13 protein-coding genes and 1 pseudogene are annotated in these 13,806 nt (G+C 39.9%); 9 read left to right on the top strand and 5 right to left on the bottom strand.

Features of this window, described 5'->3' with window-relative positions; all coding sequences use genetic code 11:
- Nucleotides 1–263: 263 nt before the first annotated feature.
- From ACYT6F_RS00315 to ACYT6F_RS00305, 3 genes are all read right to left on the bottom strand, one after another.
- Nucleotides 264–458 (bottom strand): cold-shock protein, encoded by a 195-nt coding sequence (locus tag ACYT6F_RS00315; RefSeq protein WP_169229630.1) that lies wholly within the window; start codon nucleotides 456–458, stop codon nucleotides 264–266.
- Between the two features lie 242 nt (nucleotides 459–700).
- Entirely contained in the window at nucleotides 701–1,762 is a 1,062-nt protein-coding gene (locus ACYT6F_RS00310; protein WP_472599355.1) for a 3-oxoacyl-ACP synthase III family protein, read from the bottom strand.
- A gap of 428 nt (nucleotides 1,763–2,190) precedes the next feature.
- Nucleotides 2,191–2,490 carry a hypothetical protein gene (locus ACYT6F_RS00305; protein WP_472599354.1) on the bottom strand — a complete coding sequence of 100 codons (300 nt, stop codon included), beginning with the start codon at nucleotides 2,488–2,490 and terminating at the stop codon, nucleotides 2,191–2,193.
- Between the two features lie 156 nt (nucleotides 2,491–2,646).
- Here ACYT6F_RS00305 and ACYT6F_RS00300 point away from each other — a divergent pair, with 156 nt between their 5' ends.
- The 9 genes from ACYT6F_RS00300 to ACYT6F_RS00260 all read left to right on the top strand — a co-directional run bounded on the left by ACYT6F_RS00300 (nucleotide 2,647) and on the right by ACYT6F_RS00260 (nucleotide 8,230).
- Nucleotides 2,647–2,877, top strand: a complete 231-nt coding sequence (locus ACYT6F_RS00300) for a hypothetical protein (protein WP_472599353.1) — start codon at nucleotides 2,647–2,649, stop codon at nucleotides 2,875–2,877.
- Nucleotides 2,878–2,949: 72 nt separating this feature from the next.
- Nucleotides 2,950–3,153: a hypothetical protein gene (locus tag ACYT6F_RS00295; RefSeq protein ID WP_472599352.1), complete on the top strand. Its 204-nt coding sequence runs from the start codon at nucleotides 2,950–2,952 to the stop codon at nucleotides 3,151–3,153.
- 162 nt (nucleotides 3,154–3,315) lie between these two features.
- Nucleotides 3,316–3,621, top strand: coding sequence for a hypothetical protein (locus tag ACYT6F_RS00290; protein ID WP_472599351.1), 306 nt, complete (start codon nucleotides 3,316–3,318; stop codon nucleotides 3,619–3,621).
- Nucleotides 3,622–3,776: 155 nt separating this feature from the next.
- A complete protein-coding gene (locus tag ACYT6F_RS00285) occupies nucleotides 3,777–4,220 on the top strand; it encodes a thioredoxin family protein (RefSeq protein WP_472599350.1) in 444 nt (147 codons plus the stop codon).
- A 10-nt stretch (nucleotides 4,221–4,230) separates the two neighbouring features.
- Complete coding sequence (locus ACYT6F_RS00280; protein ID WP_472599349.1) at nucleotides 4,231–5,175, top strand: FAD:protein FMN transferase; 945 nt, start codon at nucleotides 4,231–4,233, stop codon at nucleotides 5,173–5,175.
- A complete protein-coding gene (locus ACYT6F_RS00275; protein ID WP_472599348.1) occupies nucleotides 5,153–5,551 on the top strand; it encodes a DUF4266 domain-containing protein in 399 nt (132 codons plus the stop codon). The genes ACYT6F_RS00280 and ACYT6F_RS00275 overlap by 23 nt, the downstream gene beginning before the upstream one ends.
- A 34-nt stretch (nucleotides 5,552–5,585) precedes the next feature.
- Entirely contained in the window at nucleotides 5,586–6,755 is a 1,170-nt protein-coding gene (locus ACYT6F_RS00270; protein WP_472599347.1) for a DUF3570 domain-containing protein, read from the top strand.
- 6 nt (nucleotides 6,756–6,761) lie between these two features.
- The gene (locus ACYT6F_RS00265; protein ID WP_472599346.1) at nucleotides 6,762–7,532 is read left to right on the top strand and encodes a phosphatase PAP2 family protein; all 771 of its coding nucleotides are present in this window, start codon (nucleotides 6,762–6,764) and stop codon (nucleotides 7,530–7,532) included.
- 2 nt (nucleotides 7,533–7,534) lie between these two features.
- Nucleotides 7,535–8,230, top strand: coding sequence for a VIT1/CCC1 transporter family protein (locus ACYT6F_RS00260; RefSeq protein ID WP_169229640.1), 696 nt, complete (start codon nucleotides 7,535–7,537; stop codon nucleotides 8,228–8,230).
- Nucleotides 8,231–8,272: 42 nt separating this feature from the next.
- Here ACYT6F_RS00260 and ACYT6F_RS00255 read toward each other — a convergent pair whose 3' ends face one another.
- Nucleotides 8,273–9,424: an efflux RND transporter periplasmic adaptor subunit gene (locus ACYT6F_RS00255; RefSeq protein WP_472599345.1), complete on the bottom strand. Its 1,152-nt coding sequence runs from the start codon at nucleotides 9,422–9,424 to the stop codon at nucleotides 8,273–8,275.
- 6 nt (nucleotides 9,425–9,430) lie between these two features.
- Nucleotides 9,431–13,799, bottom strand: a pseudogene (locus tag ACYT6F_RS00250) (CusA/CzcA family heavy metal efflux RND transporter).
- Nucleotides 13,800–13,806 lie beyond the last annotated feature (7 nt).

Genomic DNA, 13,806 nt, shown 5'->3' with positions numbered 1-13,806 from the left:
TTGAAAAAACGAAGATAAATAAATTGCTAAAAACAGGAAAACTATTTTATCCCAATAAGTAGAGAAAAAAACAAACCTCCCGCATTTCTGAGGGAGGCTGATGACATATATAAAATAAGATTAAATCAATTCAATAATGTCGTTTCAGGTAATATATTCAGGATGAGAAAAATCGATAAAATCGGATATTATCTAGATTTGGCTAACTGAGAAAGTTCGTCAATACCTTTTGATCTCAACTGTCAATACCTTGACATTCGGCATTACGCCAACTTTACGTTCACAGCGTTTAAGCCTTTCTGGCCCTGCTGAACTTCAAAAACTACTCTGTCATTTTCCTGGATAGATCTTGAGATTAATCCGGATGAATGTACGAAAACATCTCTGCTTCCGTCTGCAGGAGTGATAAATCCGAAGCCTTTTGCTTCATTGAAAAATTTTACTGTGCCTTCTTGCATTGTAAATGGTATTAAAAAATTATTGGTAAGTCAAAAGCCTTGTGCTCTGACTTGATTGTTAAAACTAAATGGTGGCTGAAAAAGTAAACTGAAAGAAAATATTATCTATGCTCTACAGAATAGCAAAGGCAGAAACCTGTTTTGTTCTGCAAATATACAAAAAATATATATACTACAGTTAATTTAAATGATTGATTATCAAAAATATATTTTTAGGTGATAAAAGCGGATACCAATGACAATTAAAATTTGTAAACAAGTGCGTTGATATTCATGCCTGCTCCTACGGATGCAAAAAGAACAACGTCGCCTTTTTCTATCGTATGAGATTCCAGCTCGTCGTTCAGGATCATGGTAAGCAGAGAAGGGATTGTTGCTACGCTGCTGTTCCCCAGTTTGCTGATTACCATTGGCATAATTCCGGAAGGAGCGCTCATGCCGTACAGCTGGTAAAATCTTTCCACAATCGCTTCATCCATTTTCTCATTGGCCTGGTGAATGATGATTTTACTCAGATCATTGATCGAATATCCGCTGCTGTCAAAGCACTTTTGCATTGCAGCCGGAACATTGGAAAGGGCAAACTCATAGATTTTCCTTCCGTCCATTTTAATATACTTCGTATCCGGACAGCATTCATTATTATATGATTTCCCGAAATACAGGAAATCCTTTTCGTTCAGCGTATGAGAAGCCGAGAGATGAGCCTTGATTCCTGAATCATCCGCCTCATTGGCATCAAGGATGACCGCTCCTGCTCCGTCTGCATAGATCATGCTGTCCCTGTCGTGGATATCAACTACCCGGGAAAGTGTTTCTGCACCGATTACCAGACACCTTTTAGCAATCCCCGAACGGATGAAAGCATTGGCCTGGATCATTCCTTCAATCCATCCAGGACATCCGAAAAGAACATCATATGCCACGCAGAAATTATTCTTTATCCCTAAAGAATGTTTTACGCGGGAAGCCAGGCTCGGAACCGTATCAGACTGTATCGTTCCGAAACGCACGTCGCCAAAATTGTGGGCAAAAATTATATAGTCGAGAGTCTCAGGATCAATACCCGAATCTTCTATTGCAGACTGTGCCGCAATAAGACCCAGATCAGAAGCTACCTGCGTGCTGCCGGCATACCTTCTCTCTTCAATACCTGTGATCTTTTGTAACTTTTTTGTAATAGATTCATTACTGTCTTTCAATAAGATGCCCTCTTCATCTAGAAATACATGATTACCAAAAAATAAATTGCTGATGGTTTCTGAGGGTATGTAGTTCCCTACACCGATGATTTTGCTTGTCATACCAAAAAAAAGATTCTAATCCTTAACTAAAAATAAAATAACTGAATAACTGTTCACCCCGAAATTCATAAACTTATGATGATACATGAAGTTTACAGCGTAGCCGGCGAACATATCCGCCTGAATACCGGAATCCTGATTACAAACCTTCTGATATATTTGTTGAATCCTGATCATTAAAACAATAGATATACAAAAATGTAATACATAATTATAAAAAAATGTAGTTTTTTCTATATCACGATAAAGGTAGTTCATTAAAAATTAAAACTACTATAAACGCCCTTAATTTACTAAAATTTAACATTCACAGAATAGCATTTCACTAAATAATCATTAATAATTGTATGAAAAGCATAAATCTTACAATTCATTCAATTTGAGATATTATATTATCATAAGACTTTAGAAAGCTTCATTACAGCCGTTTACAGTTCTTTTTCCAGGATTTCTACAATTCTGTCAATAACGTCCTGCTTTTTCGACTTCTTGCTGTAGGTAGACTTAGGTTCAGCAACCACACTCGACAGATTTTTATTGAACAGTGCGTACAGATCCAGATCAGGGTGTTTTTCGATATACCACACAAGAAAATTAAGAGGCATTGCATTTTTTCCCGAAAAATAAAGCTGAATCGACTGGGGTGTCACGCCGTAAGCATCGGCAATTTCCTTCATGGTTTCACCTTTACTCTTGCTGTACTCGCGGATCTTTTCGTAGATTTTCATATTGAGTTTTTTCTTTTTTTAATAAAACAACAAAATATTGTTAAAAATTCAATAATATGTTGTTTTTAAATATATAATTGTATATTTGCTTTTAAAATGTCTTATCCGACAGACACAAAATTACGAAAAAAGGTTAAACAAAAATTATTCACTTCTATGAGCACATTGATGAATCCCTCTCATCACGAGAAAACCGGCGAAAAGCTTGATTTCATTGAGCAGTGGCTGCCGGCACGCTACACTACATCCGTCAATATCATTCTCAAAAAAGAACCGAAAGATCCCGCATACATAAGGAATGTGAGAAAGAGAAAAGTAAATGATAACAAAGTTATCGACGCACTCTACAAAGTATCACTCATCAATAAACTCCAGACTGATAACTAATTGACTATAACAATTACCATATCAAAAAAATATTTAAATTTATCACGAACACATAAAAACTAACACATAACTATGGAAAAAAACGAAACCGTCATTACCGAATGCTTTAAATGTGGAACACGCTACGAAAACCATTTCAGCGCATCCCCCTGCTGCAAATCCATTGTGATAAAAGTAGACAAAAACGGTAACCGAACAACCATCACCTTTCTCAGTACATTCTCCAAATCACATTCCCCGTCTGAAGGAAAGGAAACCATGGTAAATGCAGAATAACCCTGCAAAAATCCCGCAGATTCCAAGGGATCTGCGGGAATCTAAATAGACCTTCGAAAATCCCCCCGCATTGAAAATAAAGCCATATATACAGCAACTTAAAAAAATATTAAAATGTTAATTTAAAGTCATTCTAAACGAAACATTTTATAAATTTGAGAGGTGAAAAAGTTGATTTCCATACTGTTCCTCTCATTATATTTGGTTTCTACAACCGAATTGTATCAGCTTTTGAAAATCCCGACTTTAATAGAACACTACTGCGAGCATAAAAAGCTCAATCCGGAAATGCCGCTCATTGCATTCCTGAAAACCCATTACAACCATCCGGTAAAAGACGGCGATGACGGCAAAGATCAGAAGCTGCCTTTCATCATCCATTCCACACCGCTGGCTTTGGTATTTACCGTGATCAATCCGGGATTCAGCTTTGAACCCAGAAATTCTGTCCTACAACAGTTACGTTAAATAAGATACCGGCAAAAGACGAAGACTTCCGCTATAAAGGGTTTGCAGGCTCCGTATGGGAACCGCCGAGGAATTTTATGTCCTAATTTCATTTAAAATTTGATTTAATAAATCAAATCCATCATCAATTCTAAAATCATTATAAAACTTACATAATGAAAACATTATTATCAGCCATTTTAATGGTTGTATTTTCCGTTGGTTTCCATGCGCAGAGCAGACTGGAAACTGCCAAAAAAACAGCAGCAGAAAACAAAGAACTTATTCTGCTTAACTTTTCAGGCTCAGACTGGTGCATCCCATGTATCAAGCTGCATAAAAATATCATCGAAACCGAAGACTTTAAAAAGCTCGAAGCTGAAAACGTCATTCTTTACATCAATGCAGATTTTCCCAGAAACAAAAAGAACCAGCTTTCTGCCGAGATGAAAAAAGAAAATGCCGCACTAGCCGATCAGTATAATCCAAAAGGTCTTTTTCCCTATACAATTCTGTTAAATGCAGAAGGGAAAATTCTGAAAAGCTGGGAAGGACTGCCCTCTGAAAATGCATTGGCTTTCAGTGAAGAAATCCGTTCGGTAAAAGAAAATCAAAAATAAATTGACGCGTATGCTAAGAGAATTCAAAAGACCTCATAAACTCATGGGGAATGCTTTTGAAATTACCGTGGTAGAGAATGAAGAAAAAAAAGCTGATGATCACATTGATGCAGCCATTCATGAAATCAGAAGGATCGAAAAACTTCTTACTACTTTCAATGACGAAAGCCAGACCAGCCTTATCAACAAAAATGCAGGAATTCAGCCTGTACAGGTAGACCTGGAAATTTTCGACCTCATTGAAAGAAGTCTAAGAATAAGTTCCGTTACAGACGGATATTTTGACATCTCTTACGGCGGAATTGATAAAAGATTCTGGAACTTCGACCGTGAAATGAAAAAGCTTCCTGATCCTGAACATATTAAAGATCATCTTAAACTCGTTAATTATCAGAATATTATCCTTGATCATGACCGTCAGGCTGTCTTTCTTAAAGAAAAAGGAATGCGGATCGGTTTCGGAGGAATCGGAAAAGGATATGCTGCGGAGATGGCAAAAAGGCTTCTTCAGAAAAGAGGCGTGGCTTCAGGGATCGTCAATGCTTCCGGTGATCTTACGACATGGGGAAATCAGGCAGACGGAAAACCCTGGACCATAGGAATTGCAGATCCGGACCACGCCAAACAGCCATTTTCCTATATGAATATCATCGACATGGCAATTGCAACATCCGGGAACTATGAAAAATTCGTCATCATCAATGGGAAAAAATACTCGCATACCATCAATCCCAAAACCGGAATGCCTGTTTCAGGTGTCAAAAGTGTTACCATTTTTTGTCCCAACGCCGAAATTGCAGATGCCATGGCAACGCCCGTAAGTATTATGGGAATTGATGCCGCGCTCAATATGATCAACCAGATCAACCATTTGGAATGCATCATTATAGACGATCGGGACAAAATTTATTCATCTCAAAACATTAACTTAAATGAAAAACCTTATAAAAAATAATCAAAAGCTTGTCGAATATTTATTTGGGCAGCCAAGAACTTCGTTCATAAACTTCGAAAAAACATTCGTTTTTGCTTCATTTATGTCTTCCACTCCCGCTTGTCACTCTGAGCTTGTCGAAGAGTCCGTTCAAGCCGGGCTGCGAAGATTCAGTGCTTTAAATTACAGAATGATTGCTATTCTTTCAATATTCACAATTCCGTTTTTGAACTCCTGCACTACCGTAAAAGAGTATGAAAAAAATAAGCTCAACGATGCCGAAATGGTACTCGGAAACAGGCCTATCGAAAAAACTGAGCTCAGTTTCCAGTCTTACCGGGAAGGCTCTTCAGGAGCAAATGCAGGAAAAGTAGGCGGCGGTTGCGGCTGCAATTAAAAAAGAGGAATTGTAAATTTTAAAGTGATCTAAAATGAAAAAATTGATTATAAGTGCAGTTGCCCTTTTCGGAATTTTTAATGCAAAAGCACAGGAAAACACCAATAGCGAACAGCCTAAGAAACTGACATTTGATGAAGCCAACCTGGTTTCAAGCTACTATAAACAGGACGGCAATAACTCTGCCGTTACAGGAGGAACAGGTACTGAAAAACTTACCGACATCTCCAACACCATTGATGTAACGATGGTAAAATATGATAAAAAAGACAGGAAAAACAAATTTGGGTTCAGTGTAGGAATAGACCATTACACCTCTGCTTCATCCGATATGATCGATCTGAAAGCCAATTCGTCCGCATCTCATTCAGACAACAGAATTTATCCTGCTTTAAGCTGGAGCCGCGAAAATGCATCCAAAGGGACAACCTTGATGGCCGGAATTTCTACCTCCTTCGAGTATGATTATCAGTCTTACGGCGCGAACATCGGCTTTTCACAGAAAACTGCAGACCGGATGGGAGAATTTACCGCTAAATTCCAGGCGTATCTGGACCAGGTAAAGCTTATTGCACCTATCGAATTAAGAACAAATGAAAGCTACGGTACGAGCGGAAGAAATACTTTTGCACTTTCTCTGGCATATTCTCAGATTATCAATCAGAATTTTCAGATCGAGATTTTAGGAGATGCCGTTCAGCAGACAGGCTATTTAAGCCTGCCTTTTCACAGGGTGTATTTTCATGATAATTCGGTGCATCAGGAAACACTGCCGGATAAAAGGTTTAAAATTCCTGTAGGTTTGAGAGCTAATTATTTCCTGGGAGATAAAGTAATTCTGAGAGCTTATTATCGATATTACACCGACGACTGGGGCTTGAAACCCAACACCTTCAGCCTGGAAACACCGGTGAAGATTTCGCCTTTTGTTTCGGTAAGTCCGTTTTACAGGTATTATTCCCAGACTGCAACAAAATATTTTGCACCTTACCAGGAGCATACGGCTTTCGATGATTTCTATACGAGTAATTATGACCTTTCAAAATTTAACAGCCATTTTTACGGAGCCGGGATCCGCATCAGTCCGAAGAATGGATTATTTGGAGTGGGACGCCTGAATATGCTGGAAATAAGATATGGACATTATACAAAATCTGTAGGGATGAAATCTGATATTATTTCCTTAAATTTAAGGTTCAGATAATAACCTATGAAACCACCACTTATCACAATTTTTTCTGCTTTGATCTTTTCTTATTCTGTGAACGGACAGATCAAAGCAGATTCTTCCGTATCCGATGAACGTCTGAAGTATCAGGACAGAGCCTATCAGCCAAGCTATAAAAAGCTCATCGTTCCGGCTGTTTTTATCGGATATGGAAGTATTAGCCTTACTTCTGATGCCTTGAAAAACCTTAACCGTTCTACCAAATATGAAATCGGGGAGCATCAGCCGCGACATATTAAGCTGGATAACTACACCCAATATCTTCCGGCAGTAATGGTGTACGGATACAATCTTGTCGGAATTAAAGGAAAACATAATTTTAAAGACCGTACAATCATCTACGGGACTTCACAGGTAATTTCAGCAGCTTTTGTTCTTCCGTTGAAAAATATCATCAAAGAAGAAAGACCGGATGGCACCAATCATCTTTCATTTCCTTCAGGACACACAACAACCGCTTTTTCATCGGCTCATTTCCTTTTCAGGGAATATAAATACGAACATTTCTGGCTGTCTCTTTCCGGTTATCCGATTGCCATTTTTACAGGAGTTTACAGAACGCTCAATGACAAGCATTGGGTGGGCGATGTTGTGGCTGGCGCAGGATTCGGGATTTTAAGTACAGAATTGGCCTACTGGCTGTATCCGAGAATAAGTACATTATTTAATAAAAAAGATTCTAAAAGTTTTACCATGATTTATCCGGTTGCGGATGGTAAAAATTTTGGGGCAGGAATGGTTTTAAATTTTTAATGATGCATCATCTTTTAGAAAAACATTACGTAAACAGAGTAGGGTGGCTTCGTGCAGCCGTTTTGGGAGCCAATGACGGATTGCTTTCCACCACCAGTATCGTTATTGGAGTTGCTGCTGCGTCACCGGAAAGAAATACGATTATTCTGGCTGCTCTTGCCGGAATGATTGCCGGCGCGATGTCTATGGCAGCAGGAGAATATGTTTCCGTAAGCTCGCAGGAAGACACCGAAAAAGCAGATCTTCTGAGGGAAAAACGCGAACTTGAAGAAATGCCGGAAATCGAACTGCAGGAACTTGCTAAAATCTATGAAAAACGCGGGGTAAGTAAAGAAACAGCTTTGCGCGTGGCCACTGAACTTACGGAACATGATGCTCTGGCAGCACACGCTCACGATGAATTGGGAATCAATGAAATTACGCAGGCCAAACCGTTACAGGCAGCCATCGCTTCTTTCGGTTCTTTTGCGTTGGGTGCTTTGCTTCCTTTTATTGTTTCGCTGGTGGCACCCATCAAAGAGATGGTGTATTTCCAATACGGATTTTCAATTGTTTTTCTGATGATACTCGGGGCCATTTCTGCCAGGACCGGAGGCTCAAAGACCGGTATTGCAATCCTTAGAATATGTTTCTGGGGAACTGTGGCGATGGGTGTTACAGCATTGATCGGGCATCTTTTTGGAGTAAGTGTTTCTTAAATTATATAAAAAAAAGAGCTGTTTGAAACAGCTCTTTTATCATTATTCTGCTTTGTTCTTCAGCAGCATCAGAAGGCTGTAAGCTCCTTTCTGCACTATTCTTTTATTTTTAAAATGATCTGCCTTTACCACTTCGGTAAAATGGTCGTCCGATATTCCTGTATTAATGGGAATCATTTTGTATTTTCTATTTCCGAGATCTTCAAAAACATAATTTTTATTCTCGAAAGAAACAATGGATTCATTAGGTAAAGAAGCAGTATAAAGGCTGCTTACGGTAACTTCCGCATTGATGTACATTCCTTTCATGAATTCAGGATTTGGGGCAGAAAGCTTTGCTACTGCAATTGATGAGCCTCCGTCTTCGATATTCGGAACGATACTTACAATTTTTGCGTTGGTTTTTTTATCGGGGTTCTGGTTGTTGTAAACCAGAATTTCCTGTCCGTTTTTTATATTATTCACATCATTTTCAAAAACTTTTAATTCAAGCAGTAAGCCGGCAGGATTGATGAGTTCAAATACCGTATCCGAAGGATTGATATATTGTCCGTTATTCACAAGGATTTTGCTTACAAAACCACTGAACGGTGCATAAATATTGATTCTGCTCCTGATATTTGATGAAGTTAATCCCTGAGCATTAATTCCGATGATTTTCAGCTTCTGTTCAAGTCCTTTTAATGTAGCGGCAAAGGTTGCGTATTCTGCCTGTGCGGTCTGAAGTGTTTTGTCGCTGCTTGCTTTGCTGGCATTCAGTTCTTTTTGACGGGTAAAGTTCAGTCTTGCGGATTCGAGCTGTGCTCTGGTCACAAGATAATCCTGCTGAAGCTGGATGAATTGAGGATCTTCCACTACGGCAAGAACCTGCCCTTTTCTGAAACGGCTCCCGCTGATTACGTTGATCGATTTGATATGTCCGCCCATAATGCTGGATACGGAACTGATGTGGGAGGGCGCTATTTCCACTTTACCATTCAGACGGATGAGCTTCTGCATAGTTTTCTCCTGAACGGTAGTCGTTGTTACACCAACAGACCGGATCTGCTGATCGGATAGCTGTACAATATTATGTTCTTCCTCTTTGAATTTTGTGTTTTCATACACTGTTTTTTCTTCATCCTTTTTTCCGGAACATGAAGATAAAGCAAGGATTGTACTTACACTGAAGATTATGATATATTTTAAGTTCATTTTGTTTTATTTTAATAATAAAAAATTAAGCTCGGATGCGATCCCGTTGAGTTTTTCGATACTGTCGATGTAATCAACCTTTATTTTAACCGCCTGATTGGTAAGAATGACCCAGTCCAGATAATCGATTTCTCCGGCTTCCATTTGTCTTTGGGCTGTTTTTAATATTGTTTCCGACTTAGGAAGTTGTTTTTGCTCATAATTTTCAACAATTTTCATCTGGTTGGTATAGGTATTCATTTGCTGGGCAAGCCTGGTTCTGAGTTCAATTTCTTTTCTCTGGTATTGATTTTCAGAAATCGCCACTTTTGCTTTCGCGGCTTTTGCCAGCATTCTCTGTCCTTTTGTAAACAGCGGAATTCCCACCCCGATCTGAACGGTATTAAAACGGTTGCTATTTATGTTTTTCATGCTTTGGTTGGTGTACCCCACCAAAAGATCAGGTAAAAGCCTTGATTTTTCGAGCTGCGCTTCAGCCTCGCTGATGGTAATCTGCTGATTGAGATATTCCAGTTCAGGGTGTTGCCGGATCATTTCTTTTGAAACCTGCAGATCAATATCCATAGTAGGCTTGTCGGAAACCGGCTGATATTGTTCTTCTGACTGTAAAAGTAACTGGAGCTGAAGTTTTGTGGTATTCAGATCATTTTCAAGCATATCCAATTGGATTTCCGCCTGTTGCTTCTGAATTTCTGCAGTAGATTCTTCCAGAATATTGGTTTCTCCTTTTTTTAGTCTCAGCGCTGCTTTATCCGCGAAATTATTATACAGCCCGCTGATATAGACAATTACTTTTTTCTTTTCCTGAAGGGTAAGAATTCTGTAGAAAACGTCAGCAATTTCCTTTTTAAGCTGAGCTTTCGTAAGGTTTTGGTTAATGATGCCGGCAGTCCATTCTGCATTCAGCAGCTGTTTTCTCTTAGTATAAACTGTAGGAAAGTTAAAACGCTGTGAAATGGAAAAAGAATTATCAGTTTCCACACCATTCATCTGTCCGATCTGCGTACTGAGCTCTGTCTGTGGGATGTCCAGGTAGCTTTCTTTTAATTTTTCCTGATATTCGGATAGCAATCTGGAGTTTTTTAAAGCACCGTTCTGCTGAAAAGCTTTTTCCAAAGCCTGTTCATAGGTGATATTTTCCTGAGCGCTTATTATTCCCGAGATCATTAAAAATAATATCGCGGTAAATTTTTTATGATAATCTGAAAATTTCATACTGATGTAATTAAAATTGATGTGATGAAGATTGTTTTTTCTTTTTACCTATTTTTTCGAAAAGCACATAAAGAACCGGCAGAACAAATAAGGTGAGAAAGGTTGCCAGCATCAGTCCGCCGATCACTACGGTTGCCAGAGGACGCTGAACCTCTGCTCCGGCGCCGTTGCTCACTGCCATTGGCAAAAATCCCAGCGATGCTACAAAAGCGGTCATCAAAACCGGTCGCAGACGTATTTTTGTGCCCAGAAGCACAATCCTGCTGAGATTATTGATTCCGTCTTTTTTCAGTCGGTTAAATTCGGAAATAAGGACGATCCCGTTCAGAACGGCAACCCCGAAAAGGGCAATAAACCCGACTCCCGCACTGATGCTGAAAGGCATTCCCCTCAAAGCGAGAAAATAAATGCCGCCAATGGCTGATAAAGGGATTGCTGTGTATATTAACAAACTGTGTTTTACAGATCCGAATGCGAAGAAAAGTAACAGGAAGATCATAACCAGAGAAACGGGGACTGCAATTCCCAGTCTTGCTTTCGCTTCATTCAGGTTTTCAAAAGCACCGCCGTAAGAAATGCTGTATCCCGGAGATAATTTCAGATCTTTACCAACTTTCTGCTGAACTTCTTCTACAATACTCTGAACGTCTCTTCCACGAACATTGAAGCCCACCACGATCCTTCTCTTGGTATCTTCGCGCTGAATCTGGTTCGGACTTTCCTTTAATTGTACTTTTGCCAATTGTGATAATGGAATTTGCTTTCCGCCAGGTCCCGGAATAAGTACATTCTGAATATTGTCTACGTTTTTTTTATAAAGACTATCCATCCGTACCACCAGATCAAACCTTTTTTCTCCTTCATATAAAACGCCGGCCGTCTGCCCTGCGAAGGCCATATTAATGACTCTGTTTATTTCTGAAACGGAAATATTGTATCGGGAAAGCTCCGCCCGATTGTAATCGATCACAAGCTGAGGTGCGCCGACAACAGGTTCCAGATACAGATCCTGTGCGCTGTTAACGGTTGAGATAATTCCGCCCAGCTTTTTGGCATAAGAAGACAGGCTGTCCAAATCTTCACCATAAATTTTACACACGACGTCCTGCCTTGCTCCGGTCATCAGTTCATTAAACCGCATCTGTACCGGAAACTGAAAACCGGTGGTAAGACCAGGAATGACTTTTAATGCATTGCTCATTTTCTCAGAAAGTTCGGGGAATGAATGTGCGGAAGTCCATTGCTTTTTAGGCTTTAAAACAATAATCATATCGCCTGCATCCATTGGCATCGGTTCCGTAGGAATCTCAGCACTTCCGATCTTAGTGACTACTTTCTGCACTTCCGGAAATTGTTTCATTAAAATATGAGAGGCCTGAGTAGTTACTTTTTTGGTTTCTTCAATATTGCTGCCCTGCAGAATCCGCATTTCTACGGCAAAGTCTCCTTCTTCAAGGGACGGGATAAATTCTCCGCCCATTTTTGAAAGCACAAAAACAGCTCCGGCAAACAGAATAAGTACCGTCACAATGATTGTTTTTTTAAATTTCAAAGCTTGTATTAAAAGTTTCTGATGGCTATTTTCCACTTTTGCCATTACTTTATCAGAGACCGTATCTTTCATTTTTTTCTTCCTGCTGAGAACTAAGGCACTCATCATCGGAATGTATGTTAACGAAAGTAAAAATGCCCCGATTAATGCAAATGCAACGGTTTGCGCCATGGGCTTAAACATTTTTCCTTCAATTCCCTGTAGGGTAAAAATGGGCAGGTAAACAATAAGTATGATAATCTGTCCGAAAACCGCGCTGTTTACCATTTTTGTGGCAGATCCTGAAACCTGCTGATCCATTTCAGCTTTGGAAAGCATATTGTCTTGTCCGAAATGTTTTTTGTGGGCGAGCTGGTGCAGAACGGCTTCCACAATAATGACGGCTCCGTCTACAATCAATCCGAAATCCAGCGCTCCGAGGCTCATCAGATTTCCGCCGACTCCGAAAATATTCATCATGATGACCGCAAAAAGCATCGACAAGGGAATGACCGATGCTACCAGTAAGCCGGTCCTGAAGTTTCCGAGGAATAATACCAGAATAAAGACAACAATCAATGCCCCCTCCATCAGGTTTGTTTTCACGGTACTGATGGTGTTATTCACCATTTTGGCTCTGTCGAGAAACGGTTCTATCACCACACCTTCCGGCAGGGATTCCTGAATTTTTTCTAATCTTTGCTTGATATTGGTGATAACTTCATTGGCATTTTCTCCTTTCAGCATTAAAACAATGGCTCCCGACACTTCTCCGGTATCATTGTACGTCATTGCTCCATAGCGTGTGGCAAAGCCGATATTTACCTTAGCAACATCTTTTATACGGACAGGGATTCCTTCTTGTGTTGTAGAAACCTGAATATTTCCGATATCTTCCAGGCTGCCTAAAAGCCCTTCACTGCGGATGAACAGTACGGTCTCTCTTTTCTCGATATAAGCACCTCCCGTGTTTTGATTGTTTTTTTCCAAGGCATTGAAAACATCGTTGATGTTGATGTTGAACGCCTGAAGCTGGTTGGGATTAATGGCAATTTCATACTGCTTTAATTTGCCTCCGAAACTGCTGACATCGGCAATACCTTTTGTTCCCAGAAGCTGCCGCCGAACCACCCAATCCTGAATGGTTCTCAGTTCGGTAGCATCATACACGTTTTCATACCCTTTTTTAGGTCTCACCACGTACTGGAAAATTTCTCCCAGACCTGATGAGATGGGACCTAATTCCGGCTTGCCGATACCTGCCGGAATATTTTCCTGCACCAGCTGCAGCCGTTCCTGTACTTGCTGGCGGGCCCAGTATACATCCGTGTCATCGTCAAAAACTATGGTTACCAATGAAAGTCCGAAACGCGAAAAGCTCCTCAATTCTGTAATTCCGTTGATATTACTGGCGGCCTGTTCAATAGGGAAGGTTACCAGCCGTTCAATATCTGCCGCCCCGTAAGATGGAGCCACAGTAATTATCTGAACCTGATTATTGGTAATATCCGGCTGTGCATCAATGGGAAGTCTGGTGGTTTCATAAATTCCAAAGAGAATCAGCCCTAATGTAAAAAGAGCGATAATGAGTTTATTCTTTACAGAAAACTCAATGATTTTATTTAGCATAAAAATT

It is taken from the genome of Chryseobacterium sp. NG-CE01 (assembly GCF_055695505.1).
The sequence above is the reverse complement of the archived record's forward strand: the minus strand, read 5'-3'. Positions and strand labels throughout refer to the sequence as shown.

What these genes read in the sequence shown, in the direction of transcription:
- ACYT6F_RS00260 (WP_169229640.1), top strand. Translation starts at nt 7,535, where the DNA reads ATGCATCATCTTTTAGAAAAACATTACGTAAACAGAGTAGGGTGGCTT.
- ACYT6F_RS00255 (WP_472599345.1), bottom strand. Translation starts at nt 9,424, where the DNA reads ATGAACTTAAAATATATCATAATCTTCAGTGTAAGTACAATCCTTGCT.
- ACYT6F_RS00280 (WP_472599349.1), top strand. Translation starts at nt 4,231, where the DNA reads ATGCTAAGAGAATTCAAAAGACCTCATAAACTCATGGGGAATGCTTTT.
- ACYT6F_RS00285 (WP_472599350.1), top strand. Translation starts at nt 3,777, where the DNA reads ATGAAAACATTATTATCAGCCATTTTAATGGTTGTATTTTCCGTTGGT.
- ACYT6F_RS00265 (WP_472599346.1), top strand. Translation starts at nt 6,762, where the DNA reads ATGAAACCACCACTTATCACAATTTTTTCTGCTTTGATCTTTTCTTAT.
- ACYT6F_RS00300 (WP_472599353.1), top strand. Translation starts at nt 2,647, where the DNA reads ATGAGCACATTGATGAATCCCTCTCATCACGAGAAAACCGGCGAAAAG.
- ACYT6F_RS00310 (WP_472599355.1), bottom strand. Translation starts at nt 1,762, where the DNA reads ATGACAAGCAAAATCATCGGTGTAGGGAACTACATACCCTCAGAAACC.
- ACYT6F_RS00295 (WP_472599352.1), top strand. Translation starts at nt 2,950, where the DNA reads ATGGAAAAAAACGAAACCGTCATTACCGAATGCTTTAAATGTGGAACA.
- ACYT6F_RS00275 (WP_472599348.1), top strand. Translation starts at nt 5,153, where the DNA reads ATGAAAAACCTTATAAAAAATAATCAAAAGCTTGTCGAATATTTATTT.
- ACYT6F_RS00315 (WP_169229630.1), bottom strand. Translation starts at nt 458, where the DNA reads ATGCAAGAAGGCACAGTAAAATTTTTCAATGAAGCAAAAGGCTTCGGA.
- ACYT6F_RS00305 (WP_472599354.1), bottom strand. Translation starts at nt 2,490, where the DNA reads ATGAAAATCTACGAAAAGATCCGCGAGTACAGCAAGAGTAAAGGTGAA.
- ACYT6F_RS00270 (WP_472599347.1), top strand. Translation starts at nt 5,586, where the DNA reads ATGAAAAAATTGATTATAAGTGCAGTTGCCCTTTTCGGAATTTTTAAT.